Source organism: Arthrobacter sp. P4_H3, from assembly GCF_056400885.1.
In genome coordinates, this window is sequence record NZ_JBFUKK010000011.1 from 92940 (window position 1) to 118511 (window position 25572).

A 25572-nucleotide genomic window follows, 5' to 3' on the forward strand; every position below is an offset into this window, starting at 1 on the left:
GGGTGTGACAATTTCGGAGCGTGTCAGCCCAACTTCGGGGCCGGACGCCGCCGGTACAGCCACACAAGCCCCAGTATGGGAAGCAGGAGCGGGATAAAAGCGTAGCCGCGGCCGAACAGGGACCACACGGTTTCATGCGGGAAGTTGACGGAGTCGAAGATACTTAGCGCCCCGACCACCAGCACGCCCACCAATTCCACAAGGACCGCAGCCACGGAGACCTTGAACCAGGTCCGTCCCGCCTTCGCCAGCGAAACCGTCGCCACGACGTAAACGAGCGCCGCGAAGGCGGAGAGCAGGTACGCCAACGGGGCTTCAGAGAACTTGGTGAGGATCTGGTAGCCGGCCCGTGCCGTGGCGGAGATGGCAAAAACGGCGTAGACCGCGATCAGCAGGCGCCCGGGCCCGGTATTCCGGGTGTCCTTGGGCTGGGCCTCCGAGGTCGCGTTCTCGGCTTTGTTGACGGGGGTTTGCGGAGTCACGTCTGCTTCTTCCACTCAGTACCAGATCTGGTTCATGCGGGCGGCCATAACAAGGGCGGTAACCCCGACGGCAGCCAGGACAAAGTTGCTCCACCGGGTGCGCTCCAGGATGGACCAGTACACGGCGCCCACCGGAAGAATCAGCGCAGTCACAAGGTAACCCCAGAACTCCCACGCTTCGCCGGCGATCTGCTCCCCCGAAGCCACGCGGACGATCGAACCCACCAGGTAAACCAGCAGTGCGAGTTCCACAGCGGCGACGGACAGGATGGTCGCATCGTTCGGAGCCTTCTTCATGATCCCCGCTGCGGTGCAGATGATCGTGGAAAGCAACCCGACGGCCAGGATGATGTAAAAGTACGCGTCCAAGCTACTTGGCCTGCTGTTCGTTGCTCGGGGCAAACACCAGCACCGGCTTTGCGTAGCTTCCGGCATCGGCGAGCAGGGCCACCAGCGAGCCGTCCGGAGCGAACCCTGCGGCAGGTTTGTCCGCAGTGGCGGCTTCCGGCGTCCCGGCAGGCACACCTGCGGCGATTCGCCGGCCGAAGGAAATTTCGGTGGCTTCATCCTCGCTGAGCTCGCGGTTGGGCATGAGCGCCCGCGCGGCCAGGGACATCTCCAGCACTTCGAGTTCCTCGGCAAGCTGCTCCAAGGTCCGGGCCTGGTCAAGGGTGTACGGCCCAACCTGGGTCCGGCGAAGGGCGGTCAGGTGGCCGCCCGTACCCAGCGCTTCGCCGAGGTCCCGCGCCAGGGCACGGATATAGGTTCCGGAAGAGCATTCCACGGTGACGTCCACGTCGAGGATTTCCCCGTCACGCTCCGGACGGACGGAGTGGACATCGAAGCGGTGGATGGTGACCGGTCGCGCGGCGAGCTTGACGTCTTCCCCGGACCGGACGCGGGCATACGCTCGCTCGCCGTTGACTTTGATGGCGCTGACGCTGCTGGGAACCTGTTGGATTTCGCCGGTGAGTGCCGCAACGCCGGTCCGAATGGCTTCCTCGGTGACTGCGGCGGCAGATTGGGTGCTGACCACCTCGCCCTCGGCGTCGTCCGTCACGGTGGACTCGCCGAGGCGGATGGTGGCCGTGTATGTCTTGGATGTGCCAACGATGTATGTCAGGAGCCGCGTGGCCTTGTTTATCCCCAGGACGAGCACACCCGTGGCCATGGGATCCAGCGTTCCGGCGTGCCCCACTTTCCGGGTACCGGCCAGCCGCCGCATCCGTCCAACCACATCGTGGCTGGTCCATCCTTGCGGCTTGTCCACTATTACCAGTCCAGAAAGCACGCCTCCCAGTATATCCGCGCCGGCGGCTCTCCCTTTCCGCCCGACGGCGGGCGGCCAGTACGACGGCGGGCGGCCGACGACGGGCGGTTAGTACGACGGCGGGCGGCCGGTACGACGGCGGGCGGCCGGTTGGGCGGCAAGCGCCCGACGACGGGCGGTTAGGATGGCAGACATGCCCGAGCTTGCCGCACATGTCCGCGATGTTCCCGTCAACCAGATCCGCGAGATCACCGAGGCCGCGTGGGCCACCCCCGGCGCCATTGTGCTGAGCATCGGAGAACCGGGCTTCGCCCTCCCCCGCCACGTCCTTGAGGCCGGGATGGCCTGCCTGGACCGCGACGAAACCAACTACACGCCGAATGCCGGAATCCCCGCCCTCCGCGAGGCCTTCGCTGCCAGGTTCCGTGAGCACAATGGCGTTGACATCGGTTCCGAGCGGGTCTACATCGTGGAGGGCGCCCAGCAGGGCCTCCACTTCGCCATGAGCCTGCTGCTCTCCCCCGGCGACGAAATCCTGATCCCCAACCCCGGGTACCCGACGTTTGCGATGACCAGCCGTCTGCTGCACGCGGTTCCCGTGGGATACCCGCTGTACCCGGAGCACGACTTCCAGCCGAGGATCGAGGACATCGAGGCACTCATCACGCCGCGGACCCGGGTGCTGATCCTGAATTCGCCGTCCAATCCCCTGGGCGCGGTCCTGGGCGAAGACCTGACCCGCCGCCTGGTGGAGCTGGCTCAGCGCCATGACCTGTGGATCATCTCCGACGAATGCTACGAGGCGTTCACCTACGATGTTCCCCACGTCAGCCCCGCCCGCTTCGACAGTGATGTCCCTGGGGAGGCAAGGGTCTTTACGTCCCTGACGCTCTCCAAGACTTACGGCCTGACGGGGCTGCGGATCGGCGCGCTGGTGTGCCCTCCCGGGCTGGAGCGGAAAATGAACAACGTGATGGAGTCGATTGTTTCCTGCGTCGCGTCCCCGTCCCAATACGCCGCGATAGCCGCCCTGACGGGCCCTCAGGACTACGTCAGCCACGCGCATGCCCACTACCGGGCAAACCGGGACTCGGCTTCTGCGGTGCTGGAATCCAAAGGCATCCCCTTCCTCTCCGCACAGGGTGCCTTTTACCTGTGGGCCGATGTTTCACACGTCAGCGGCGACGTGCGGTCCTGGGTCCGGACGTTTCTGGCCGAATCCGGGGTGTCCTTCGCCCCGGGAACGGCCTTCGGTTCCATCGGCGAAGGCTGGATCCGGATTGCGCTGTGCGCCGCCCAGGCAGACCTCGTGGAAGGCCTGGGCCGCCTCCCGTCGCGAAGCTGATCCTCCCCTCGAGGAACTGCCTCCCGAACCTGATGCACCCCGGCTGAAGAAACAACGTCCCAAGTGGGGCACAGAGCCCCTAGTGCAGTTGCCAGTCGTCCCCTAGCCTGTCCAGAGGGGCAGCTCCGGAGAGGAAGATCATGTGGTGGCAGGACCTGCTGTGGGGCTTCTGGAACGGTATTACGGCGTGGGTAGTGCTAATTGCCCATGTGTTCGGCGCCTGGGCGGAGTTCCCCTTCTACAACACCGGCCGGGCCGGCAACTGGTATGACTTCGGCTTCCTGCTGGGCATGGGATCACCGTTGCTCGGAGGACTGGGTACGCGCGGCCGGCGTTCCCGGCGTACGTAGCGCGGCGCCCAGCCAAGCACGGGGCCTCAGCCGCGGTAACTCAGCGGTAGCTCAGCTCAGGCTCGAGGACAGCGCGTGTTCCAGCCATGTCCTCAGGGTCACCGCGGGTGCGGCACCCGCCTGCCGGGCAATCACTATTCCGCCGACAATCACCATCAGCGTGGGGATCGCCTGCACCGCAAACCTCGCTGAGAGCCCGGGAGCGTGGTCCACATCCACTTTCACCAGCTTGATGCGGCCCGCTTTCTCGGTGGCCAACTGGTCCAGGACGGGGCTGACCAGGCGGCAGGGGCCGCACCATTCCGCCCAGAAGTCGATCAGGGCAGGCACCGTTGACTCCTCCGCGATGTGCTTGAAGTCCAAGTCCCCGGCGTCAACGATCCACGGCAAGTCATGGCTGCAGTTGCCACAGCGGGGACGGCCGGGAGCCGCTGCGGGGATCCTGTTCGTCTTACCGCAGCCGGGACACCTGATGAGTCTCGGTTCCACTGCTCTCCGCTGCCTTCCAGTCGCACCTGAAGCCATAGGTTAATCGCACGCCCGGCTGCCGGGGCCGCATAGAGTCGAAGGTCCCGCAGGCCCGGCAGTCCGGTCCACTCTGCGACCGGAGCTCAGTATTCGGTGCGGTCCGGGTTGTCTCGCCACGCGTCGAACGGAACGTTCGACGTCGGAATATCGGTCTGGCGGACCGGCATCAGTTCCGGCCGGGTGCCCTCAAAAAACTCGTAGAACAAGGCGTCGTCGAACCCGGCGGCCGCTGCCCCGTGCCTGTCCGCGGCAAAATACACACGCCCGATCCGCGCCCACAACGCCGAGGCCAGGCACAACGGACACGGCTCACAGCTCGCATAGAGCACGGCGCCGCTCAGGTCGAAGGTCCCGGACGCGGCCGCTGCTGTCCGGATGGCCACAACCTCGGCGTGGGCCGTGGGGTCGTTGTCGCGCGTCACCCTGTTGACGCCGAAATGGAGATTCCCGTCTGCAGTGACCACTAGTGCACCAAACGGCCCACCGCCTTCGGCCACATTCTGAACGGCCAGGTCAACGGCCTGGCCAAGGAACTCCTGGATGTCAGCGGCTGAAGGTTGGGCGTCCATGCTCCGATCATAGCCAGCTATCCCCCGCTTCACGTGAAGAAGGCGGCTGCAGTTTGCCGGATCCATCGACTTACCCGGAGGCGAAGAAATAGAATGTGCCCAGTGGGGGCGGCGGTCTTTCCCGTAAGCCGAATACGTGGTCTCAATGATTCCCGGTAATCATCATTGGCCATTTGGAGACCACCATGAGAAAGCACGTTTCGCTTGCCGCGGCTGCTGTGACCGCCGCGGTTTTCCTGGCAACCGGCTCAGCAGGCGTCGCAGCCCCGCCGCAGGGCGAACCGGTCACCCTTGCAGACGGGCTCGTCGGCCCGCTCCATGCCAGCGCCGGCCCCGACAGTTCCGTCACGGTCAGCGAGTCATTCGCCGGCCGGCTGACCCGGATCGGCTCGGACGGCGCCAAGTCGGTGCTCTATTCGGACCCCGCCTGGGATGTCGCCGGTAGCGGCGAACGCCGCGGAACCACCTATTTTGCCGAAAGTCAGGGCGCCGGTCCCTTTGATGACCGCCCCCTTGCCGGTCACATCCGGTCCATCCAAGAGGACGGCACGCAACGCACGTTCGGCGATTTTGCTGCACTGGAGACGGAAGAGAACGCCGATGGCGGCGAACACTACGGTTTCAAGGACCTTCCGGACGCGTGCCTGGCACAACTGCCGCCCGAGGTGCCGGCTGCATATACCGGTGACGTCGACTCCCACCCGTACGGGATTGCCGTCGACGGCCGCACAATTTACGTTGCCGATGCCGGCGCCAACAGCGTGGTGTCCGTGGACATTCGGTCGGGTCAAACAGAAACGGTAGCGGTACTTCCGTCGCAGCCCTACCGGATCACGGCAGAGGTGGCGTCGACCCTGAAGCTCCCCGACTGCGTTGTGGGCCGAACCTATGCCTTTGAACCCGTCCCCACGGACGTCGCGATGGGTCCCGACGGCTGGCTGTACGTGTCCGTGCTCCCCGGCGGACCGGAGGATCCCGCACTCGGTGCCCGCGGTGCCGTGTACCGGGTCAATCCGGACAACGGCCGGGTCAGGCTCTTTGCTGACGGGGTCATGTCACCCACCGGGCTGGCATTGGACGACGACGGCGACGTTTACGTCGCGTCCCTGTTCGGCGAGGGCGTGCTCAGGATCGACGGCGACAGCAGGCAAAGGACGGTGCTGGCCGGCGTCCTCACGGCGGACGTTGCCTTTGAGGACTCGACGCTCTATGCCACTGTGGATGCCCTGCCGGCAGCGGACCAACCTCCGAACGGACGCCTGGTCTCCGTGGACCTGGACGGGCATTCCCGCCACTGACCGGATTTAACACACAAGTGTGGCCGGCCCCTTCGCGGGTCCGGCCACACTGTTGCTGCTCTATTTGTTGCTGTGCTTATTTGTTGCCGTCTTCGTCGATTTCTTCGTCGTCAAGGAGGTCGTCATCCTCTTCGTCGAAGTCGTCCTCGTCGATTTCCACGTCCTCGGGAATGTCGCTCTTGTAGGGATCTGCGTCGCCGGCATGCTTGGCGCCTGCAGCCAGGGCAGCCACCTCAGCGTCGCGTTTCTTGGCTGCGCGGAGCAGTTCCTCAAGGTTGGACGCGTTGACGGGAATCTGGTCGGCCACGAACTCCAGGGTGGGGGTCAGCCGAACAGTGATGTTGCGGCCGACTTCCTGCCGGAGGACGCCCTTGGCCTTCTCCAGGCCCTTGGCGGCATCCGCCTGGACAACCTGGTCCCCGAACACGGTGTAGTAGATCGTGGCGTGCTGCAGATCATTGGTCACACGGGCATCGGTGACGGTAATCCCCTCAAGCCGGGGATCCTTGACCTTCCGGCCCAAAGCCTCTGCAACAACAACCTTAATCCGCTGCGCCAACTTGGCAGCGCGTGCCGGATCAGCCATTTCCACTCCTAAAATATTTGGATGTACGACGGCGCCGGAACGGTGCCCGCACAACTGTTGGGTTTTTGATGCCACGCACCTAAGGCGAGTCTACGACGGACGCCGTTGGGATTTTTCCGGCGGCCTGGGAGTGGCATCGGGCCTTCCGGAGCTGGGCGGCAAGGGATCGCAGATCCCATGCCGCCCAGCGAAGGGGCGGGGCCGCCGGAAAATCCCAGCGGCCCCACCAGCGAAAGCAACGAACCTTAGACGCGCGGCTTCTCGCGCATCTCGAAGGTCTCGATGATGTCGCCTTCGGTGATGTCGTTGAACGAGCCAAGACCGATACCACACTCGAAGTCCGTGCGGACCTCGGTTGCGTCATCCTTGAAGCGCTTGAGCGTCTCAACGGTGAGGTTGTCACCGATGATCTTGCCGTCGCGGCTGATGCGGGCCTTCGTGTTGCGTCGGATAACACCCGAGCGAACGATGGAACCGGCAATGTTGCCGAACTTGGAAGAACGGAACACTTCGCGGACCTCGGCGGTGCCAAGCTGGACTTCTTCGTACTCCGGCTTGAGCATGCCCTTGAGGGCCATCTCAATGTCATCGATTGCTGCGTAGATGACGGAGTAGAAGCGCATGTCCACGCCTTCGCGGTCTGCCAGTTCGGCAACACGCTCGGCGGGCTTGACGTTGAAGCCGATGATAACGGCGCTGTCGACCGTTGCCAGGTTGACGTCGTTCTGCGTGATCGCACCGACACCGCGGTGGATAACGCGGAGCTGGACGCCTTCGCCGACATCGATCTTGAGCAGCGCGTCTTCGAGGGCTTCCACGGCACCGGACACATCACCCTTGAGGATGAGGTTGAGGGTGTCGATCTTGCCATCGGCGACGGCCTGGTCGAAGTCTTCCAGGCTGATGCGCTTGCGGCGCTTGGCCAGGGCGGCGTTGCGGTCCGCTGCTTCACGCTTCTCGGCGATCTGGCGGGCGGTGCGCTCGTCAGCGGTCACAAAGAAGGTGTCACCTGCACGCGGGACGTTGGACAGACCCAGCACCTGCACGGGGCGGGACGGGCCGGCCTCGGTCAGGACGCTGCCGTCGTCGTCGAACATCGCACGGACGCGGCCGTGGGCCGTGCCTGCCACGATGGTGTCGCCGACCTTCAGCGTTCCGGACTGAACCAGGACGGTAGCAACCGCACCGCGGCCCTTGTCCAGGTTGGCTTCAATCGCGATACCGCGGGCGTCCTTGTTCGGGTTGGCGCGCATGTCCAGGGCTGCGTCTGCGGTCAGCAGGACAGCCTCGAGCAGCTCGTCGATGTTGAGGTTCTGGCGGGCAGAGACCTCCACGAACATGGTGTCGCCACCGTACTCTTCCGGAACCAGTCCGTACTCGGTCAGCTGGCCGCGGACCTTTTCCGGGTTGGCGCCTTCCTTGTCGATCTTGTTCACGGCCACGACGATCGGCACGTTGGCCGCCTGTGCGTGGTTGAGGGCCTCAACGGTCTGCGGCATAACGCCGTCGTCCGCTGCGACCACCAGGATGGCGATGTCGGTGACCTTCGCACCACGGGCACGCATGGCGGTGAACGCCTCGTGGCCCGGAGTATCGATGAAGGTGATCTTGCGTTCGATGCCTTCGTGGTCGGTGGTGATCTGGTAAGCACCGATGTGCTGCGTGATGCCGCCGTGTTCACCCGCGACAACGTCGGAGTTACGGATAGCGTCCAGCAGGCGGGTCTTACCGTGGTCAACGTGACCCATGACGGTGACAACCGGAGGACGTGCCTCGAGTTCCTCGTCGCCTTCGGCTTCCAGCTCGGCATCAAAGTCGATATCGAAACCGGAGAGCAGCTCGCGCTCCTCGTCTTCCGGGGACACGACCTGGAGCTTGTAGCCAAGCTCCTCGCCCAGCAAGGCGAAGGTCTCTTCATCCAGCGACTGCGTGGCCGTGGCCATTTCGCCGAGGTGGAAGAGCACGGTCACCAGTGCAGCGGGGTTCGCCTCGATCTTGTCGGCGAAGTCCGTGATGGACGAGCCGCGACGGAGCCGGACAACGGTGTTGCCGTCGCCGCGGGGCACACTTACGCCACCCAGCGACGGAGCACTCATCTGCTCGAGTTCCTGGCGCTTGGCACGCTTCGACTTGCGCTGCTTGCCACGGCCTGCGCCGCCCTTACCGAAGGCACCCTGGGTACCACCGCGACCGCGGCCGCCCTTGCCGAAGCCACCGCCGGCCGGAGCACCGCCACCGGCACCCGGAGCGCCACCGGTACCCGGTGCCCCGCCTGGGCGTCCGGGACCGCGGCCTCCGCCGCCGGGACGGCCTGCACCAGCGGGTGCGGGACGTTCGGTGCGGTTAGGCATCATGCCGGGAGTAGGACGGTTTCCGCCGCCTGCACCGGGACGTGCACCTGCAGCGCCGGCCGGACGCGGAGCGCCCGGACGTGCACCCTGTGCGCCAGCGGGACGGGGAGCACCCGGACGGGGACCCCCGGCGCCGGCTGCCGGACGCGGGCCGCCGGGGCGTTCGCCCTCAGTGCGGTTTCCGCCCGGACGGGGCATGCCCTGGGAAGGAGCGAACGGGTTGTTACCCGGACGCGGCGGACGTTCGTTGTCGCCGCCGCGGCCGCGGGGCATGCCCTGGGACGTGGCGAAGGGGTTGTTGCCGGGACGGGGACCGCCCGGACGGGGTGCTGAACTGCCCTGTCCGCCGGAGCGGGACGATGCTGCCGGAGCTTCAGCCTTGGGGGCCGGGCGTGCGCCGGGCTTGGCACCGGTGGACGGTGCAGCCGGAGCGGGCGCCGCAGGCGCAGACGCTGCAGCAGCGGGTGCTGCCGGAGCCGCAACTGACGGAGCGGCCGGGGCGGGGGCTGCAGCCGGAGCTTCAGCTTTGGGTTCCGGAGCCTTGGGAGCTGCCGGTCCCGGCGCGGGCGCCGGACGGGAAGCCGAGGGGCTGACGGGCGCCTTGGGCGCTGCAGCGGGAGCTTCGGACTTCGAAGCGCCGGCGGCGGGGTAGGCGTTGCGGAGTTTCCTCACAACGGGGGCCTCAATGGTTGAAGAGGCAGAGCGAACGAATTCGCCCAGTTCCTGCAGTTTGGTTACTGCATCTTTGGAAGTAATACCGAGCTCTTTAGCAAGCTCATGTACGCGGACCTTGGCCACATTTCTCCTGTCTCGGTCCGCACCGAGCCAGGCACGAACCGTCTACTTCTTACTGCGGACCTTCGCCGCGATAGCAGCTGAAAGGCCCATTGCAGAGCGCAACAAAGTTGTCATCGTTGCGCACTCATCGCTGGGAACTCATCGGGTTTCCATCAGTTTTCTGACCCGCTTTCAGGTTGGACGGTTGTTGCTGCAGCCACCGGAGTGTCCACGGCATGCGTGCCCGCCGTTATCCGGCGTTCGACGGCGGCAGTTCCGGTTGTGCCCGGGAGGGCACGTCCGAACGCACGCCGCTTGATTGCCAGCGCCAGGCACGTTTCGCTGGAGTGCAGCCATGCACCCCGGCCAGCCATCCGGCGTCGTTCGTCAACGATGACAGCGGTGGAACCGCTGCCTTCGGCGACGAGCCGGAGTAACTCAGACCGTGCGCCCTTCTTCCGGCATCCGATGCAGGTACGCTGCGGCTGATTCTCAGGGTGTTGCACTAGTGCCACGGTGAGTATCTTCCTGCCCGTACATATCTGCTGCCCCGAGCCCGCCTGCGTCAGCCGCATTCATAATGAACGCAGATTTGCGGGCACGCTCAAGGCGCACGAATACCGGCCATCAGGCGCGGTCATGTCTATTCTAGCCCCTCAGGTGCCCCGGCCCCGAAACGACGGGTCGAAACCGGGCGGGACAATCCGAGGGGCCCTCCGGGGAGCCGCCCGAGGGGCCCTCCGCCAAAGCGGCTTAGTTTTCGCGCGGAACCGCGGCGTCGGAGACGATGTCGATGCGCCAGCCGGTGAGCTTGGCAGCCAGGCGGGCGTTCTGGCCCTCCTTGCCGATGGCAAGCGACAGCTGGTAGTCCGGCACCACAACACGTGCGGAACGCGTTGCCTCATCGGTGATGGTGACGGAATTCACCCTCGACGGCGACAAGGCGCTGGCGATGAAGGCCGCCGGGTCCTCGCTGAAATCGACGATGTCGATCTTTTCGTCGTTGAGCTCAGTCATGACTGCCCGGACGCGTGAACCCATTTCACCGATGCACGCACCCTTGGCGTTGATGCCGGGGATGTTTGCCTTGACGGCGATCTTGGTGCGGTGTCCGGCCTCGCGGGCCAGCGCCACGATTTCCACGGAGCGGTCGGCGATCTCCGGAACTTCCAGTTCGAAAAGCTTCCGGACCAGGCCGGGGTGCGAACGGGACAGCGTGATGGACGGGCCCTTGGTGCCGCGGTGAACGTCGATCACGAAGGCGCGCAGCCTGTTGCCGTGAATGTACTTCTCGCCGGGTACCTGCTCGGGCGGGGGCAGCAGCGCCTCCACCGTTCCCAGGTTGACCTGGATCATGTGCGGGTTGTTGCCCTGCTGGATGGTGCCCGCAACGAGCTCGCCCTCGCGGCCCTTGAACTCGCCCAGGACGTTGTCGTCCTCGACGTCGCGCAGGCGTTGCAGGATGATCTGGCGGGCGGTGCTGGCAGCGATGCGGCCAAAGCCGGCCGGTGTGTCCTCGAACTCACCGATGGGGGCACCGTCGTCGTCGATTTCGGTTGCCCAAATGGTCACGTGGCCGCTCTTGCGGTCGAGCTCTGCGCGGGCCTTTTCGAAGGCTCCCGGAGACTTGTGGTAAGCCACCAGCAGTGCCTGCTCAATGGTGGGGATCAGGAGGTCCAGCGGAATTTCACGCTCACGCTCCAGAAGTCTCAGTGCGCTCATGTCAATATCCATCAGGCCTCCTCAGAAGGTCCATTGTGTTCGTCTTCCAGACCGACCTCGTCGAGGTGGCTGAACTCTATCTCGACTTTTCCATTACGGATCCTGTCGAAAGGAATTTTCTCGGGCTCGCCCTGCTTGGGCTTCATTCCCTTTTTTGCCGCGATCTCTGGAACCAGGGTCACGCCGTCGTCGTCAACGGACTGGATCCTGCCGGTCAGGTTCTCCCCCTGGATGACATTCACCTTGACCATGCGTCCGCGGGCACGGTGCCAGTGGCGCGGTTCGGTCAGGGGCCGTCCGACGCCTGGCGAGGAAACCTCGAGGTCGTAGGGGCGGCTGTCGTAGTTGGGGTCGCTGTCCAGGATGCCGGAGAGCTCCTTGGAGATCTCCGCGATGACGTCAAGGCTTACCCCGCCGGTTTCCTCCTGCGGCAGGTCCACCACTACGTGGACCACCCGGTGCGAACCCTGGATGCTGATGGCAACGTCCTCCAGGTAGAGCCGGTTTGCCTGGACCGTGGGTTCCATCAGCGCCCGGACGCGCTCTGCCTCCGGGTTGTGCACGGATTCGGCCCCAGCCTTTCCCGTCCCGGTCCGGTCTGATGAAGTCGTGGCTTCTGCATTACTCACGATGCCGGCCGCCTCCCGCTAGATGATGTTGTGTGTACTAGCGTAGCGATTTTATGGGCGCCATGGTGCACTCGCCTGCTGCCGGGCATGACAACATGGTCTGTTGTGAAAGACGACACCAAGGAAAATCGACGGCCGGGCCGATATTTCCGGTACGGCATCCTGGCGTCATTGGCAGTGCTGGTCATCAGCCTTGGGCTGGCGCTGACTCCGGGGCCGCCCCCGCAGGCGCCGGAACCGCCCTTTTCCGAACGGGCACGGGCCGCGGCCCTTGCCGAAACGATGCAGCTGCGCCTCGCCGGCAGCAAACTTGCCGACGCTGTTTCCGGCGCCGAACGCCAAGGCCTGCTGCGCGCTGTGACATTGCTGACAACGCAGGCAAAGGCGCTGACCGGGCCCGATCAAGGTCCTTCGCCGTCAGCCACGGGCCCTGCCGTCGGCACCCCTGCAGCCACCGCGTCCGGTACCCCCGCTCCCTCGAGCGGGCAGGCCGCACCGCTGGACTCACCCGCTGCGCTCATCACGGCGCTGTCCGCGAGCGGCGGGCAGCGCCTCTCGGATGCGGAAGAGTCCGACGGCGGGATGGCACGGCTGCTTGCCGCCGTCGGTACCGCCCAGCTGCTTCAGGCGTCTTCGCTGGCCACGGCTCTGGGGGCAGCAGCACCGGATATGCCTGCCCTGCCAGGACCGGCAACGCCACCGGCGTCGTCGGCAGCACCGGCAGGCTCATGCCCGCCGGTCCCCACCCCTTCCGGAGCGGGTGAAGGAACAGCAACTCCGGCAACCGCCCTTGCGATGACAGTCAAGACCGAGGCCGAAACCGTTTACGGCTACCAGGTGGCGCTCGCCCGCCTCGAAGGCACGGCCGCCGGCTCTGCGGCCCAGCTGCTGGCACGGCATGAATCGGTCCTTACCGAGGCCGAAGCCCTGAGCCGGGCACAGTGCGTGGACATTCCGGCACGGGAAGCGGGCTACACCCTGGGCCCGCTGTTCCTCGAAGCGCCGGCGGCCGGCCTGGGCAGCCTCGAAGCAGGAACCCTGCCGGTTTACGGGGACCTGGTGGCATTGAGCGACGGCAGTACCCGGCACTGGGCCATTTCAGGCCTCCTGGCCGCTGCACGCCGTGCGGCGCTCTGGGGCGCCGACTCCGGTCCCCTGCCGGGCATCGTGGTGGACACGGCGCAGCTCCCTGAACTGCCGGACGCCAGCCCGGCGCCCCAATCCCCGGGAACAGAGTCCCCCGGAACACCCTGAGCCGGTGCCGCAAAGTATGCCTAGCCTTCCTTAGCCCCGTATTACTGGCACGCTCCCGGGCACTGGTGGTTTGCTGTAGTCATGGACACCCCCGGAACACCTGCGCTGCACGAGAACGAGCCGCATGGCAATGACGTCGCCCACCGGCTGAACTGGCTGCGCGCCGGTGTACTCGGGGCCAATGACGGGATCGTTTCCGTGGCCGCGATCGTGGTGGGCGTGGCCGGTGCCACCAGCCAGACCGGCCCGATCCTCGTCGCGGGTGCGGCGGGCGTAGTGGGCGGCGCAATTTCGATGGCACTGGGTGAATACGTTTCCGTCAGCAGCCAGAGCGACAGTCAAAAGGCACTGATCGAAAAAGAACGTCGCGAGCTTGAAGAAGAGCCCGAAGAGGAGCTGGCCGAGCTGGCGGCCATCTATCAAAGCAAGGGGCTGAGCCCGGACACCGCCCAGGCAGTGGCAAGGGAGCTCACGGCACATGACGCTCTCTCCGCCCATCTGTCGGCTGAACTCAACATCGACCAGGAGGACATCGTCAGCCCCTGGCATGCCGCATTCGCCTCGGCAATCGCCTTTGTCGCGGGAGCCGTCCTGCCCATGCTGGCCATCCTCCTGCCGCCCGAGAACATCCGGGTCCCGCTGACGTTCGCTGCCGTTCTGGTGGCACTGGCCGCGACGGGTTCCGTTGGCGCCTGGATTGGCGGCAGCTCCAAGACAACGGCGGCCGTTCGGGTGGTGATCGGCGGCGCACTGGCGCTCGCTGCGACATTCGCCATTGGCAATCTCCTGGGCGCCACCGGCATCGTCTGACGTCCGCGCCGGAAGCCCGTGCCTCAACTAGTCTGGAGTTGATGAGCAGCCCAGCAGTAGTCCCGATCCCGCCCGACCTCAGCCGCCGCTACAGCGGAAGCAGCGCGGGGCGTGCCTGGCTTGCTGCCCTGCATGGGTTGATTTGCGGACGCCTGGAGCGCTGGGGACTTGAGGTCGACCTCAAGCCCGGCCAGCTGCCGTGGAACGGCCACGGCGGTGTGGTGGTCCCGGTAACGCGGGAAGGTGTCCCTGCTGCGCTGAAGGTTGCCTACCCCCACGACGAAGCCCGGGTTGAGCGTTTCGCCCTGCGGCTCTGGGACGGCCACGGGGCGGTCCGGCTGCTTGAGTCCGACGCGGGAACGTGTTCGATGCTGCTGGAGCGGCTCGACGCCGGCCGCTCACTCCAGGAGGTTCCGCTGGAAGCGGCCGTGGAGGTCTGGGGCGGGCTGACGCGGCAGTTGAGCCTGGCGCCGGACCACCGCCCGGAGTGGCAGGAGTTCGACCACGTGGCGGCGCGCGCCGAACAGTGGAGCGATGACCTTCCGGCGGACTGGGAACAGCTGGGCCGCCCCTTTCCGCGGTGGCTGCTGGAGGCCGCCCTGGAGGTCTGCCAGACGCGCGGAGCCGTGGGCCGCCGTGCCGGGACCGACGTGCTGGTCAACACCGACTTCCACTACCTGAACATCCTGGCCCGGCCCAAGGACCAGTCGCTGCCACCGGCCGCTGCCGGCGCAGATATTGCCGGCACCGGCGCCAACGGCCGTTCCAACGGTTTTGCCGCCATAGACCCTCAGCCGATGATTGGCGAGGCTGAGTTCGCCGTGGCCCCGCTCCTCTGGAACCGCATCCGGGACCTTCCCCGAACGGATCCCCGGCAGGGACTCTTGGACAGATGCCGGGACTTCAGCGCGGCTGCCGGGCTGGATGCCGAAGTGGCCCGGCAGTGGAGCCTGGCCCGCGAAGTTGAAAATGCCCTCTCGTACGCCTCCCGGCCCCACCATGGCGGTGACCTCGCACGGTCCCTGTGGGTGGCAAGCACGCTCGCGGGACGGACCCTGGCAGGGCTCCCCGCGGCACACGACCTCCCCGCCCCGGGAGAAGCCGTGGGGCTGGCCGTTTCCTAGCCGCGGACCGCTGCCAAGGCCTTCCGCACCGCGTCGACGGCTGTCTCGACGTCGCCGTCGTCCGTGGTCCAGTTGCTCACCGAAATCCGCAGCACATCCCGTCCCTGCCAGCGGGACCCCGACATCCACACCAGCCCGTCCGCAATGATCCGTGCCGTCACGGCCCGCGTTGTGGCGTCATCACCGAAAGCCAGCGAGACCTGCGTGTATTCGACGTCGTTGAGCACTTCGACGCCGTCCAGCCCCGACAGCTGGTGCGCCAGTTGCGAGGCACGGCTGACCAGGTTGCGCACCTGCGCGGCCACTCCGTTCCGGCCGAGGGACTTCAGCGCCGCCCACACGGGAACGCCGCGGGCCCGGCGGGACAGCTCCGGGACGAGCTGGAACGGGTCCGCGGCCGCAGCCGCGTCGCGGATCATGTAGCTGGGGTTGACGCTCATCGCGGCGTGCAGGGCTTCAGTGTCCCGCACGGCGACGATGCCGCAGTCGTAGGGCACGTTGAGGGTCTTGTGCGCATCGGTGGCCCACGAGTCAGCCAGGTGGAGCCCGGCGGTCAGGGCGGCGAGTTCAGGTACCGCGGCCGCCCAGAGTCCGAAGGCGCCATCCACGTGCACCCAGGCTCCATGCGCTTTCGCGACGGTGACCGCCTGGAGGAACGGATCGAAAGCTCCGGAATGCACGTTCCCGGCCTGTAGGCAGACCAGCAGCGGGGCCGGGGCCGATCCATCGGCAGCGGCCAGCGCACGGTCAAGGGCACAGTCCAGCTCCGCGGCATCAATGCGGCCCTGCGGGTCCGAGGGCACCACGATGGGACGTCCCATGCCGAGATACCGCAGTGCGAGATCGATCGAGTCATGGCGTTCCTGGCCCACGAAGCAGCGGATGGCGGGAGCGCCGGTCAACCCGTCGGCGTTCACGTCCCAGCCGGCTTGCTCCAGGACGCGCCAGCGGGCTGCGGACAACCCGGCGAAGTTGGCCATTGTCGCTCCGGTGACGAAGCCGACGTCGGCCTCTTCCGGCAAGCCCAGCAGGTCCAGGAACCAATGCCCGGCGGCCGCCTCGATGACCGCGGTGGCTGGCGTGGCAGCCCGCAGGAACGAATTCTGGTCCCAGGCGCTGACCAGCCAGTCCGCGGCCAGTGCGGCGGGCAGCGTACCCCCGATGACCCAGCCGAAGAAGCGCCCCGAGGGCATGGCCATAAGGCCCGGTTCAGCCTTGGTCGCGAGGAAGTCGATCACTTCGCCCGCAGGGAGGCCGCCCGCGGGCATTGGGCCCCCGAAGACGGCCTCCAGCTCCCCTGCCGTGGACCGGGGCCCTACGTGGCGGGTCGGCTGGCTTTCCAGCCATTCACGGGCATGCCCGGCTGCTGCGTCCAAGGCGTCCCGGAAGGGTTCGTCCCCTGTTGACATAGGAGCATGCTACGCCGGGTCACGCCCGTCCGGGAGGGTCTTCCGCATGGTATCCGGACCCCGCCGGGTTGCCGGATCGGATGGAGGCTAGGCGAAGGTGTCCTGCCAGATGTCGTAGCCCAGCTTGATGATCAGTGCGCCCACGACGGCGAGGAAGACGTTGCGGATGAAGGTGCTGCCCTGCTTCACCGCGGTCCGGGCACCGAGGTAGCCGCCGGCCATGTTGGCAAGCCCCAGCACGAGCCCCACGCCCCACAGCAGCGAGCCGTGGGGCAGGAAGAAGATCAGGGCGCCGGCATTGGTGGCCATGTTCACGATCTTGGCCTTGGCGCTGGCCTCGAGGAACGCATACCCCATCGCGGAGACCAGGGCGATGATCAGGAACGAGCCCGTTCCGGGTCCGATCAGGCCGTCGTAGAAACCGATGGCCGCGCCGATGAGGCAGGCCACCACGTAGTGCGTCCTGCCGTCGTGGCGGAGCGCGGTCAGGTCGCCGATGTTCGGTTTGAAGGCCGTGAAGAGCGCGACGGCGATCAGCGCCGCCACGATGATGGGTTTGAAGACGCTGGCGGGCAGGGTGGCGGCCAGCACAGCACCACCGAAGCTCCCGGCCAGCGCTATGACCGCCATGGGGATGGCCGTCCGCAGGTCCGGCCCGACGCGGCGGTAAAACGTCACAGCGCTGGTGGTGGTCCCGAAGATGGAACCCATCTTGTTGGTGGCAAGCGCCTGGACCGGGCTGATGCCCGGCACCAGCAGCAGCGCGGGGAGCTGGATGAGACCTCCGCCGCCCACCACGGCGTCAATCCACCCTGCGGCGAAACCCGCCACGACGATAAGGATCAGCGTGGCGGGCTCCAGCGACTCGAATCCCGAGATCACTCCTTCGACTGCGGTGAGTTACTTGCTGCGGACGGCATTGACCACATAGTCAACCGCCTTGTCCACAGCCACGTTCTCCGCCTCGCCGCTGCGGCGGTCCTTGATCTCCACGACGCCGTCCACGAGCCCCTTGCCCACGGCGAGGATGGTCGGCACGCCGATGAGCTCGGCGTCGCCGAACTTCACGCCGGGGGAAACCTTGGGACGGTCGTCGTAAATGACCTCAAGTCCATTCGCTTCAAGCTCAAGGGCGAGCTGCTCTGCGGCGGCGAAGATCTCCTCGCCCCTGCCGACAGCGACGACGTGGACATCAGCCGGTGCCACTGCCCGCGGCCAGATCAGGCCCTTGGCGTCGTGGTTGGATTCAGCCAGGGCCGCGACAGCACGGGTCACGCCAACGCCGTAGGAACCCATGGTAACCACAACCTGCTTGCCGTTCTGGTCCAGGACCTTCAGTTCAAGGGCTTCGGCGTACTTGCGGCCGAGCGCGAAGATGTGGCCCATCTCGATGCCGCGTTTGGTCTCGAGCGGACCGGAACCGTCCGGCGCTTCGTCACCGGCGCGGACCTCGGTGCACTCGATCACGCCGTCCCAGCCGAAGTCGCGGCCGGCGACGAGACCGAAGACGTGCTTTCCGGCCATGTTGGCCCCGGTCACCCAGGTGGTGCCGCTGACCACGCGGGGATCCACCAGGTACAGGAGCTTCGCGGCGCCTTCCAGGCCAAGGAGGGGCGTGCCAAGAGTCATCCCCGGGCCGAGGTATCCCCGAACGATGAGCGGGTTGCGGGCGAGGTCTTCCTCGCCTGCGGCCTCCACGGTGATCTCGCCGGCGACCGGCAGGTACGTGCCGATGTTGGCCTCAACACGCTTCAGGTCCACGCCGCGGTCACCGGGCACGCCGATGACTACGATCTGGCGTTCCCCGGTGGGCAGGGTGACGGCGAGGACAACGTTCTTCAGCGTGTCCGCGGCCGTCCAGGCGCCGCCGTCGTTCTCCCCGCGCGGCACCAGCTGGTTGGCGGCGTCCACGAGCGTTTCGATGGTGGGAGTGTTCGGGGTGTCCCGGATGTCCGCAGCCGGAGCGTTGGTGTAGTCGATCTCGGCGGGGACCACGGTGGTTACGGCTTCCACATTGGCCGCGTAGCCGCCGGCCGAGCGCACGAACGTGTCCTCACCGATCTCGGTGGGGTGCAGGAACTCCTCGCTCCGGGAGCCGCCCATGGCACCGGCAGTGGCGGCCACCGGGACAACTTCGAGGCCGAGGCGCTCGAAGATCTTCAGGTAGGCGGCGCGGTGCGCGTTGTAGCTGGCGTCCAGGCCGGCGTCGTCGACGTCGAAGGAGTAGGAGTCCTTCATGATGAACTCGCGGCCGCGCAGCAGGCCAGCGCGGGGCCGTGCCTCATCGCGGTACTTGTTCTGGATCTGGTAGATGCTCAGCGGAAGGTCCTTGTACGAGGAGTACAGGTCCTTGACCAGGAGCGTGAACATTTCCTCGTGCGTGGGAGCCAGGAGGTAGTCCCCGCCCTTGCGGTCCTTCAGCCGGAAGATGCCCTCGCCGTACTCCGTCCAGCGGTTGGTGGCCTCGTAGGGCTCCTTGGGCAGGAGCGCCGGGAAGTGGACTTCCTGGGCGCCGATGGCCGCCATTTCCTCGCGAATGACCTGCTCCACCTTGCGCAGGACGCTCAGGCCCAGCGGCAACCAGGTGTAGATGCCCGGCGCGGCCCTGCGGATGTATCCGGCACGCACCAGGAGCCGGTGGCTCGCCACCTCGGCGTCGGCGGGATCTTCGCGCAGGGTGCGCAGGAACAGCTTGGAAAGTCGAAGGACCACGGGTAGGAATCCGTTTCTTGGGAGGTGCCTGTTCAGATGACGGGCTGGGGCAGATCTGTCTGGTTACTAATCTACCGTGACGCGGCGAGTGTCCGGTCACCCGAAGCCAGCCGCTGGCTCTGCCCGTTGCTGCGGCCCCGCTTAACGGGGAAGAGCCACGCCAGAACTAAGAGGAAGCCCCTGGCCGTTGCCGGCTGGTCATCCTGTTTTGGCGTGGCTCTTACGGCCCGTCAGACCGTCAAGTCCGGAGGAAGCGCTGGGCGTGCCTGGCTGGGAAGGTCAACGCTCAGTGCCAATTACTGATTCCCCTCTGAGACCGCACGCACCCCATCGGCGCGGCTAGCTAGAACCTATGTGATCCACGGCACCATTACAAGAGTCGTCACGCAGTTTTCTGCAGTTGACTTGGGGTTACACCAGGTGTCCGTGGAAGACGGCCCGCTAGTCAATGAGGGCGGCAGCCTGGTCCAGGAGTTCCTCGGCCGAGGCCAGGTCGGCAGAGGTCACGCCGGTGCCTGACGCCTGTGCCGCAATCAGGACTCCGCCCTTGACCGCGAAGGTCATCACCGTGCTTTGCGTGGTACCAGTGGGCAATGTGACGTCCGTTCGCATGGCGATGGCGCCGGGGGTTTCAGCCCCACTGTCAAGCCCGGTGGTGGTTGCTGTCACGGACATTTCGCCGATTTTCATGCTGAGGTTTCCGCAGTCTGCAATCTCCTTGCTGCGCGCGGAAAGCGTCTCGTCCAGCTTTTCCTTGTCCACGCCGGAGAGAAGGGAGAGCGTCTGGGTCAGCTCGGCGTTGGAGGACGTGGACGCGCCGATGGCCATGGTGGTGCTGCTGTCCGGCTTCAGCGCCGTGCCTGTGGCGATGGAATTGCACTCGGCAGGTTCCACCTGGACCTCGGTCATGAGGGACATCATCTGGTCCAATGCCTGGGAGACCTTGTCCGCGGGCATCACGGCCAAAGCGACGCTGTCCGCGTCCTTAACTCCTCCGGCGATCTCCGCGAGCTCATCGGAAGTCAGCATCTTGAAGGCGTCTTCCGTCGGCGTGGGGCTTGGAGTTGTTGTGGCGGAGGTTTCCGGGGCTGCACCGCCCCCTGTGTCCGGCGACTTGGCGGGTCCGCCACAGCCTGTCAGAGCGAGCACTAGGAGGGCAGATCCCCCGAAATAGCGCACAACAGACGTATTCATTTATCCCCCAATAAGTTCGAATGCCGGCCGGTACCGGCCAGCTAGAACAGAACTGTAGCGAACGTGCCCACCTGGCGGAAGCCCACGCGCTCGTACGTTGCCCTTGCGCGCGCGTTGTAGTCGTTGACATACAGGCTGGTGACAGGCGCGAGCTGCTGCGCCAGTTCTACGACGGCGGCCATGTAGCCGGCACTGAGCCCGAGCCCGCGGAAGGAAGGGTTCATCCAGACCCCCTGGACCTGCGTCACGTCGGCGGTGACGGCGCCCAGCTCGGCCTTGAACAGGACCTGACCGTCCGCGTTGAGGTGGACCAGGGAATGGCCCTGCCTGATGAGTCCTTCGACGCGCCTGCTGTAGAACTCACGGCCGCCGAGGAACGGTGAGTAGCCGACTTCCTCTTCGAACATGGCCGCGCAGGCAGGCAGGATCCGGTCAAAGTCGGCGAGCTGGCCGAAACCCAGATCCGAATTTGCCAGTACGGCGGGTGGCCCGGTGATGGTCATCAGCGGCTGGTCGGCCCGGACCTCGTGGGCAGCCTGCCCCAGCTGCTCCAGCTGTTCATACATGGCCAGGACGGTATCTGCAGGGCCGAAGATGGAGGCGAAGCGGCGGCCGGAGCGGTGCGCGTGCCCGGCCACGAGTCCGGCAAGTTCCGGGTCCAGCTGCACGGGTACAAGGTTGGCCCCCGCCCAGCACGCGCCCACGAGGTCGTCGCCGTCGAACACGCCAAAGATACTGGCCCCGCCCACAGTGGGCGCGGCACTTCCCATCGCAGCCAGGTGCGACAGGATGAAGACGTTGGCCACAACGTCGGTCCGGGCCAGTTCCCGCAACATGGCGGTGTCCGGCCCGGACAGGACCCGGATTGATACGCCGGATCCTGCATTCTCCTTACGAGACGCTAACCACGGGGCTACCCTTGACAGCATCTTCGCCATCGGCCTCCCCCATCTCTTCAGCGATACGCATGGCCTCTTCGATCAGTGTCTCAACAATTTCGCTCTCGGGAACAGTCTTGATGACCTCCCCCTTCACAAAGATTTGCCCCTTGCCGTTGCCGGACGCCACGCCCAGGTCGGCTTCACGGGCTTCACCGGGGCCGTTGACGACGCAGCCCATGACGGCAACGCGCAGCGGGATCTCCATGCCTTCGAGGCCCGCCGTGACCTGCTCAGCCAGGGTGTAGACGTCCACCTGGGCGCGGCCACACGACGGGCAGGAGACAATTTCAAGCTTGCGGGGTCGCAGGTTCAGCGACTGCAGTATCTGGTTGCCAACCTTGATTTCCTCGACGGGAGGGGCCGAGAGGGAAACACGGATGGTGTCGCCGATCCCCCTGGACAGGAGCGCACCGAAGGCCGTGGCGGACTTGATGGTGCCCTGGAAGGCCGGTCCGGCCTCGGTGACGCCAAGATGCAGGGGCCAGTCGCCCTGTTCGGCAAGCATTTCGTAGGCGGCGACCATGATCACGGGGTCGTTGTGCTTGACGGAGATTTTGAAGTCGTGGAAGCCGTGCTCCTCGAACAGCGAAGCTTCCCAGACCGCTGACTCAACCAACGCTTCCGGGGTGGCCTTGCCGTACTTCTTCATGATGCCCGGTTCCAGGGATCCTGCATTGACGCCGATCCGGATGGACGTGCCGTGATCCTTGGCGGCGCGGGCAATTTCCTTGACCTGGTCATCGAACTTGCGAATGTTGCCAGGGTTGACGCGCACCGCGGCGCAGCCCGCTTCAATGGCGGCGAAGACATATTTGGGCTGGAAGTGGATGTCAGCGATGACCGGGATCTGCGATTTGCGCGCGATGATCGGGAGGGCCTCGGCGTCGTCCGCGGACGGGCAGGCAACCCGCACGATGTCGCAGCCTGACGCCGTCAGCTCAGCAATTTGCTGCAGGGTGGCGTTGATATCCGTGGTGGGGGTGGTGGTCATCGACTGCACGCTGATGGGCGAATCCGAGCCGACACCCACCGAGCCCACCTTGATCTGACGGGTTTTCCTGCGCGGAGCGAGGACGGGGGGCGGTGCTGACGGCATTCCCAGGCTGACCGAGGTCACGTGGACTCCTATTTAGATCGAAGTGTCGATGGTGTGTGGTTCCGGCTGGCTAGGCGGCGTGCTCGGCCAGGAGGCCGGTCACGGGGGCCCATTCCGTGGTGCGCGTGCCGGCAATCACGCTGGCCGCGGCGAAGGGGTCCTGCTTGAGGATCCCGTTCAGTGCGTTTTCGTCGTCAGCCTTGAAGATGAGCAAGGCACCGGCTCCGTCGCCGTAGGGTCCGCTGGCGAGGAGTGCGCCTTCACTGGCCAGCCGGGCTGTCCATTCCCGGTGCGCCGGACGGGCGGCGTTCCGCGCTTCGGTGGACTCGGGGGCATATACGTACTCAACAGCAAAAACAGTCATACGGATACCCTATCGCCCTGCCCGCCCGAGTTTGTATCCGGTTCAGCTGAGGAAGAGGACCCTGACAACGGCGGCAACCCCGGCGGCCCACAGCATGGAGGCCAGCGTGCCGATGATGAACCTCTCCGCGGCTACGGGGGTCTCTTTCAGTTCGGCGAAGCGCCCCAGGCCCTTGATGGCCACCACGTAGGCGATGGCCACGGGCTGGCCGGTGAGGATGGCCAGGCACACTGCCAGCCTTTCCAGGACGCCGATGATGGCACCGCCGCGCAGGATCCGCGTGGTGTGCGCCGGCGGGCCTGCTGCCGCTTTGGCTGCCTTTCCCGTTTCGTCCCGGGTTTCGTCCGCGGCAACGGTGATCTCCCCGTCGACGGTCCCCCGGTCCGCCGATACTTTGTCCGCCGTATCCTTGCCGGATGTGACGTTGTCCGCTGCTTTTTGGTCCACGGTAACGTCGGCGGAGGGGTCGTCAGCCGACTCTTCGGCGGCCCTGGCGGCGTCCGCCTTGTCTTCGGCAGCTCTGTCTTCGGCGGCTTTGGCCGCGTCCGCCTTATCGTCGATGGTCCGTGCCAGCCGGAATACCAGGGCGGTGACCGGCCAGCCGACGAAGCCTGCCGTCAGGAGGGCGAGCGTAATCCAGAGCGCGTTCACGTTTGTCCTTCCAGGACTGCGTCATGGGCCAGGGCCAGAAGCATCCCGGCGGCCGGCCTCGCCGCCCATTCTTCCTGCCAGCCGGACCTCAGCACGGCACGGCTCACCGACTGCTCCGTGATTCCCAGTTTTGCAGCCGCAAGCTTCTGGGTACCGTGCCTGGCGGCCGTGTCCTGTTGCAGCACCCGAAGGGTGTCCACGACTTTCCACTGGGCGTCCGTACGTTCCTGCACCAGGCGCCCGATGAGACGGAGGACCGCTTCAGCGTTCGCGCAGGCCCGGATGCCGGGCTCGGCCGCCGGCAGCAGTGCGCCACCGCGGCGGAGACCGCCGGAAACCACGGACAACGGCACATGGGATGCAGCAGACTTGGCTTTCTCGACGGCCAGCCTGGCAGCAACGAACGCCGGCCCGGATCCTTCCCTCGGGCTCGCAGGCAGGGGCAGGTCAACGGCGCCCACTCCGATTCCGACGTACCACTGGCCGCTGCGCAGGGCGTGAAGTGCAATTTCGACTACTTCCGCCGCCTGCTCCACCACGCCCTGGACTTCGTCGCCGACGGAGCGTTCGAAGCGGCCGCCGGTTGAGATGCGGTGCAGCTCAGCCAGCAGGCCGGGCACCCGGTCCTTATCCCCCGTGCTGCCCCGTTGGTCGATGGTGAGTACGTACATACCGCAAACGTAATCGACCGATTATCTTAAATCAATCGTTTTCGACTGATTTGTACATATCAGTCAAAAAAGGCTGATTATTGATTCCAAGACGCTGGAAGCTGATTATCCAAAGAGATTTACCGGCTTGACGATGTCCGCATAGATCAGCAGCGCACTCATGCCCATCAGCAGCGCGGCCACCACGTAGGTCACCGGCAGGAGCTTGGCAATGTCGAACGCACCGGGATCGGGCCGGCCGAACAACTTGGCCACTCGCCGTCGGACGCCTTCGTAGAGCGCCCCGGCCACATGGCCGCCGTCCAGCGGCAGCAGCGGGACCAGGTTGAACACGGCCAGCGCGAAGTTCAGGCCGGCCAGCAGCCCCACCAGCGCAGCCAGTCTGGACTGCAGCGGGACCTCTTCCATGGCGGCCACTTCACCCGCCACGCGGCCCACACCCACCACGCTGATGGGTCCATTGGGATCGCGGGGCTCTTCGCTGAAGGCCGCCTTGGCCACGCCCACCACCCGCGCGGGGAGGTTCAGGACGACGCCGGCCACCTGCTGGATGTTTTCCCCCGCCATGGGGAGAACGGACGACGCCGGCTGGGCGACAAGGGCGGTCTGCGCGCCGATCCCCAGGAAGCCGACTTCCTGGTACTGCAGGGTTCCGTTGGAATCGGTGGCCTGCCGGCCGTCCGCGCCGATGACCGGCCGGGCCGAGAGAACGGGAGTCACCGTAGTGGTGACGGGCGAGCCGTCCCGTTCCACCGTGATGTTGACTTCCCGGCCGGCCGACGAACGGATCCAACCGGTGAGTTCGTCCCACGTAGTCACGGCCTTGCCGTCGAAGGACGTGATGGTGTCATTGGGCTTGAGCTGTGCCGCAGCCGCAGGAGTGAGCTTGCAGTCCGCGGAATCCGGATCCACGGTCTCCCCGGCCTTGACCTGGCATTTGGAGACGTCCGCAATGGTGGTAGTGGGTGTGCTGATCCCGAATCCCATGAGCAGCACGGCCGTCAGCGCCACGCCGATCAGCAGGTTCATGGCGGGACCGCCGAGCATCACGATCACCTTCTTCCAGACCGGAAGCCGGTAGAAGACCCGCTTCCCGTCACCGGGTCCCACTTCCTCGTGGGCCATGGAACGTGCCTCGGTGGCGAGGGTCTGGAACATCCCGGTGCTGGACGGACGCACGGTGCCGTCGTCCTTGTTCGGTGGGTACATGCCGATCATGGACACGTAACCGCCCAGCGGGATGGCCTTGACCCCGTACTCGGTCTCCCCCTTGCGCTTGGACCACAGCGTGGGGCCGAAACCGATCATGTACTTGGTGACCCGCACTTTGAACAGCTTGGCCGGAACCAGGTGGCCCACCTCATGCAGCGCGATGGAAATTGCGATGCCGATCGCCACAAAGACGACACCGAGGATGAAGAGAATGACGGGACTCATGC

The 25572-nt window shown here is 65.9% G+C and carries 26 protein-coding genes; 6 read left to right on the plus strand and 20 right to left on the minus strand.

Annotated elements, in window-relative coordinates:
* Positions 1-23 precede the first annotated feature (23 nt).
* From AC1DRE_RS15590 to truB, 3 genes are read right to left on the minus strand one after another with little or no spacing between them, the layout of a single operon-like run.
* A complete protein-coding gene (locus AC1DRE_RS15590; protein ID WP_364120593.1) occupies positions 24-482 on the minus strand; it encodes a hypothetical protein in 459 nt (152 codons plus the stop codon).
* Between the two features lie 15 nt (positions 483-497).
* Positions 498-851 (minus strand): hypothetical protein, encoded by a 354-nt coding sequence (locus AC1DRE_RS15595; RefSeq protein WP_214953279.1) that lies wholly within the window; start codon positions 849-851, stop codon positions 498-500.
* 1 nt (position 852) lies between these two features.
* The gene (gene truB / locus AC1DRE_RS15600; RefSeq protein ID WP_476985438.1) at positions 853-1773 is read right to left on the minus strand and encodes a tRNA pseudouridine(55) synthase TruB; all 921 of its coding nucleotides are present in this window, start codon (positions 1771-1773) and stop codon (positions 853-855) included.
* A 172-nt stretch (positions 1774-1945) separates the two neighbouring features.
* Between truB and AC1DRE_RS15605 the strand changes: the two genes are divergently transcribed.
* Together AC1DRE_RS15605 and AC1DRE_RS15610 are read left to right on the plus strand one after the other, a co-directional pair.
* Complete coding sequence (locus tag AC1DRE_RS15605; protein WP_476985439.1) at positions 1946-3097, plus strand: pyridoxal phosphate-dependent aminotransferase; 1152 nt, start codon at positions 1946-1948, stop codon at positions 3095-3097.
* Between the two features lie 140 nt (positions 3098-3237).
* Positions 3238-3447, plus strand: coding sequence for a hypothetical protein (locus AC1DRE_RS15610; RefSeq protein WP_476985440.1), 210 nt, complete (start codon positions 3238-3240; stop codon positions 3445-3447).
* Positions 3448-3498: 51 nt separating this feature from the next.
* Here the strand turns inward: AC1DRE_RS15610 and trxA are convergent, their stop codons facing one another.
* Both trxA and AC1DRE_RS15620 read right to left on the minus strand, forming a co-directional pair.
* Positions 3499-3972: a thioredoxin gene (gene trxA / locus AC1DRE_RS15615; protein ID WP_476985441.1), complete on the minus strand. Its 474-nt coding sequence runs from the start codon at positions 3970-3972 to the stop codon at positions 3499-3501.
* A gap of 86 nt (positions 3973-4058) precedes the next feature.
* Positions 4059-4544 carry a nucleoside deaminase gene (locus AC1DRE_RS15620; protein ID WP_476985442.1) on the minus strand — a complete coding sequence of 162 codons (486 nt, stop codon included), beginning with the start codon at positions 4542-4544 and terminating at the stop codon, positions 4059-4061.
* 185 nt (positions 4545-4729) lie between these two features.
* Between AC1DRE_RS15620 and AC1DRE_RS15625 the strand changes: the two genes are divergently transcribed.
* Positions 4730-5842 (plus strand): ScyD/ScyE family protein, encoded by a 1113-nt coding sequence (locus AC1DRE_RS15625; protein ID WP_476985443.1) that lies wholly within the window; start codon positions 4730-4732, stop codon positions 5840-5842.
* Positions 5843-5918: 76 nt separating this feature from the next.
* Here the strand turns inward: AC1DRE_RS15625 and rbfA are convergent, their stop codons facing one another.
* From rbfA to rimP, 5 genes are all read right to left on the minus strand, one after another.
* The gene (rbfA, locus tag AC1DRE_RS15630) at positions 5919-6428 is read right to left on the minus strand and encodes a 30S ribosome-binding factor RbfA (protein ID WP_476985444.1); all 510 of its coding nucleotides are present in this window, start codon (positions 6426-6428) and stop codon (positions 5919-5921) included.
* Positions 6429-6673: 245 nt separating this feature from the next.
* Complete coding sequence (infB, locus tag AC1DRE_RS15635; protein ID WP_476985445.1) at positions 6674-9577, minus strand: translation initiation factor IF-2; 2904 nt, start codon at positions 9575-9577, stop codon at positions 6674-6676.
* A 152-nt stretch (positions 9578-9729) separates the two neighbouring features.
* Positions 9730-10131, minus strand: a complete 402-nt coding sequence (locus tag AC1DRE_RS15640; RefSeq protein ID WP_476985446.1) for a YlxR family protein — start codon at positions 10129-10131, stop codon at positions 9730-9732.
* A gap of 178 nt (positions 10132-10309) precedes the next feature.
* Entirely contained in the window at positions 10310-11290 is a 981-nt protein-coding gene (nusA, locus tag AC1DRE_RS15645; RefSeq protein ID WP_104172507.1) for a transcription termination factor NusA, read from the minus strand.
* Positions 11290-11907, minus strand: a complete 618-nt coding sequence (rimP, locus tag AC1DRE_RS15650; protein ID WP_476985447.1) for a ribosome maturation factor RimP — start codon at positions 11905-11907, stop codon at positions 11290-11292. The genes nusA and rimP overlap by 1 nt, the downstream gene beginning before the upstream one ends.
* A gap of 87 nt (positions 11908-11994) precedes the next feature.
* Here rimP and AC1DRE_RS15655 point away from each other — a divergent pair, with 87 nt between their 5' ends.
* From AC1DRE_RS15655 to AC1DRE_RS15665, 3 genes are all read left to right on the plus strand, one after another.
* A complete protein-coding gene (locus AC1DRE_RS15655) occupies positions 11995-13161 on the plus strand; it encodes a ferritin-like domain-containing protein (protein WP_476985448.1) in 1167 nt (388 codons plus the stop codon).
* An 81-nt stretch (positions 13162-13242) separates the two neighbouring features.
* Positions 13243-13971: a VIT1/CCC1 transporter family protein gene (locus tag AC1DRE_RS15660; RefSeq protein ID WP_476985449.1), complete on the plus strand. Its 729-nt coding sequence runs from the start codon at positions 13243-13245 to the stop codon at positions 13969-13971.
* Between the two features lie 41 nt (positions 13972-14012).
* A complete protein-coding gene (locus AC1DRE_RS15665) occupies positions 14013-15095 on the plus strand; it encodes an aminoglycoside phosphotransferase family protein (RefSeq protein ID WP_476985450.1) in 1083 nt (360 codons plus the stop codon).
* Here the strand turns inward: AC1DRE_RS15665 and AC1DRE_RS15670 are convergent.
* The 10 genes from AC1DRE_RS15670 to AC1DRE_RS15715 all read right to left on the minus strand — a co-directional run bounded on the left by AC1DRE_RS15670 (position 15092) and on the right by AC1DRE_RS15715 (position 25570).
* Entirely contained in the window at positions 15092-16504 is a 1413-nt protein-coding gene (locus AC1DRE_RS15670; RefSeq protein WP_476985451.1) for a pyridoxal phosphate-dependent decarboxylase family protein, read from the minus strand. The two genes, AC1DRE_RS15665 and AC1DRE_RS15670, sit on opposite strands and share 4 nt — an antisense overlap.
* An 87-nt stretch (positions 16505-16591) precedes the next feature.
* Positions 16592-17386 carry a TSUP family transporter gene (locus AC1DRE_RS15675; protein WP_476985452.1) on the minus strand — a complete coding sequence of 265 codons (795 nt, stop codon included), beginning with the start codon at positions 17384-17386 and terminating at the stop codon, positions 16592-16594.
* Between the two features lie 18 nt (positions 17387-17404).
* On the minus strand, positions 17405-19216 hold the full coding sequence (locus AC1DRE_RS15680) for a proline--tRNA ligase (protein ID WP_476985453.1): 1812 nt from the start codon (positions 19214-19216) through the stop codon (positions 17405-17407).
* Positions 19217-19657: 441 nt separating this feature from the next.
* The gene (locus tag AC1DRE_RS15685; protein ID WP_476985454.1) at positions 19658-20245 is read right to left on the minus strand and encodes a hypothetical protein; all 588 of its coding nucleotides are present in this window, start codon (positions 20243-20245) and stop codon (positions 19658-19660) included.
* A gap of 206 nt (positions 20246-20451) precedes the next feature.
* The gene (locus AC1DRE_RS15690; RefSeq protein WP_476985528.1) at positions 20452-21339 is read right to left on the minus strand and encodes a GNAT family N-acetyltransferase; all 888 of its coding nucleotides are present in this window, start codon (positions 21337-21339) and stop codon (positions 20452-20454) included.
* The gene (ispG, locus tag AC1DRE_RS15695; protein WP_364120539.1) at positions 21302-22468 is read right to left on the minus strand and encodes a flavodoxin-dependent (E)-4-hydroxy-3-methylbut-2-enyl-diphosphate synthase; all 1167 of its coding nucleotides are present in this window, start codon (positions 22466-22468) and stop codon (positions 21302-21304) included. The genes AC1DRE_RS15690 and ispG overlap by 38 nt, the downstream gene beginning before the upstream one ends.
* A gap of 49 nt (positions 22469-22517) precedes the next feature.
* On the minus strand, positions 22518-22811 hold the full coding sequence (locus AC1DRE_RS15700; protein WP_104172518.1) for a YciI family protein: 294 nt from the start codon (positions 22809-22811) through the stop codon (positions 22518-22520).
* A 42-nt stretch (positions 22812-22853) separates the two neighbouring features.
* Complete coding sequence (locus AC1DRE_RS15705) at positions 22854-23462, minus strand: hypothetical protein (protein ID WP_476985455.1); 609 nt, start codon at positions 23460-23462, stop codon at positions 22854-22856.
* Positions 23459-24133 carry a MarR family transcriptional regulator gene (locus tag AC1DRE_RS15710; RefSeq protein ID WP_476985456.1) on the minus strand — a complete coding sequence of 225 codons (675 nt, stop codon included), beginning with the start codon at positions 24131-24133 and terminating at the stop codon, positions 23459-23461. The genes AC1DRE_RS15705 and AC1DRE_RS15710 overlap by 4 nt, the downstream gene beginning before the upstream one ends.
* A gap of 105 nt (positions 24134-24238) precedes the next feature.
* Entirely contained in the window at positions 24239-25570 is a 1332-nt protein-coding gene (locus AC1DRE_RS15715) for a M50 family metallopeptidase (RefSeq protein ID WP_476985457.1), read from the minus strand.
* Positions 25571-25572 lie beyond the last annotated feature (2 nt).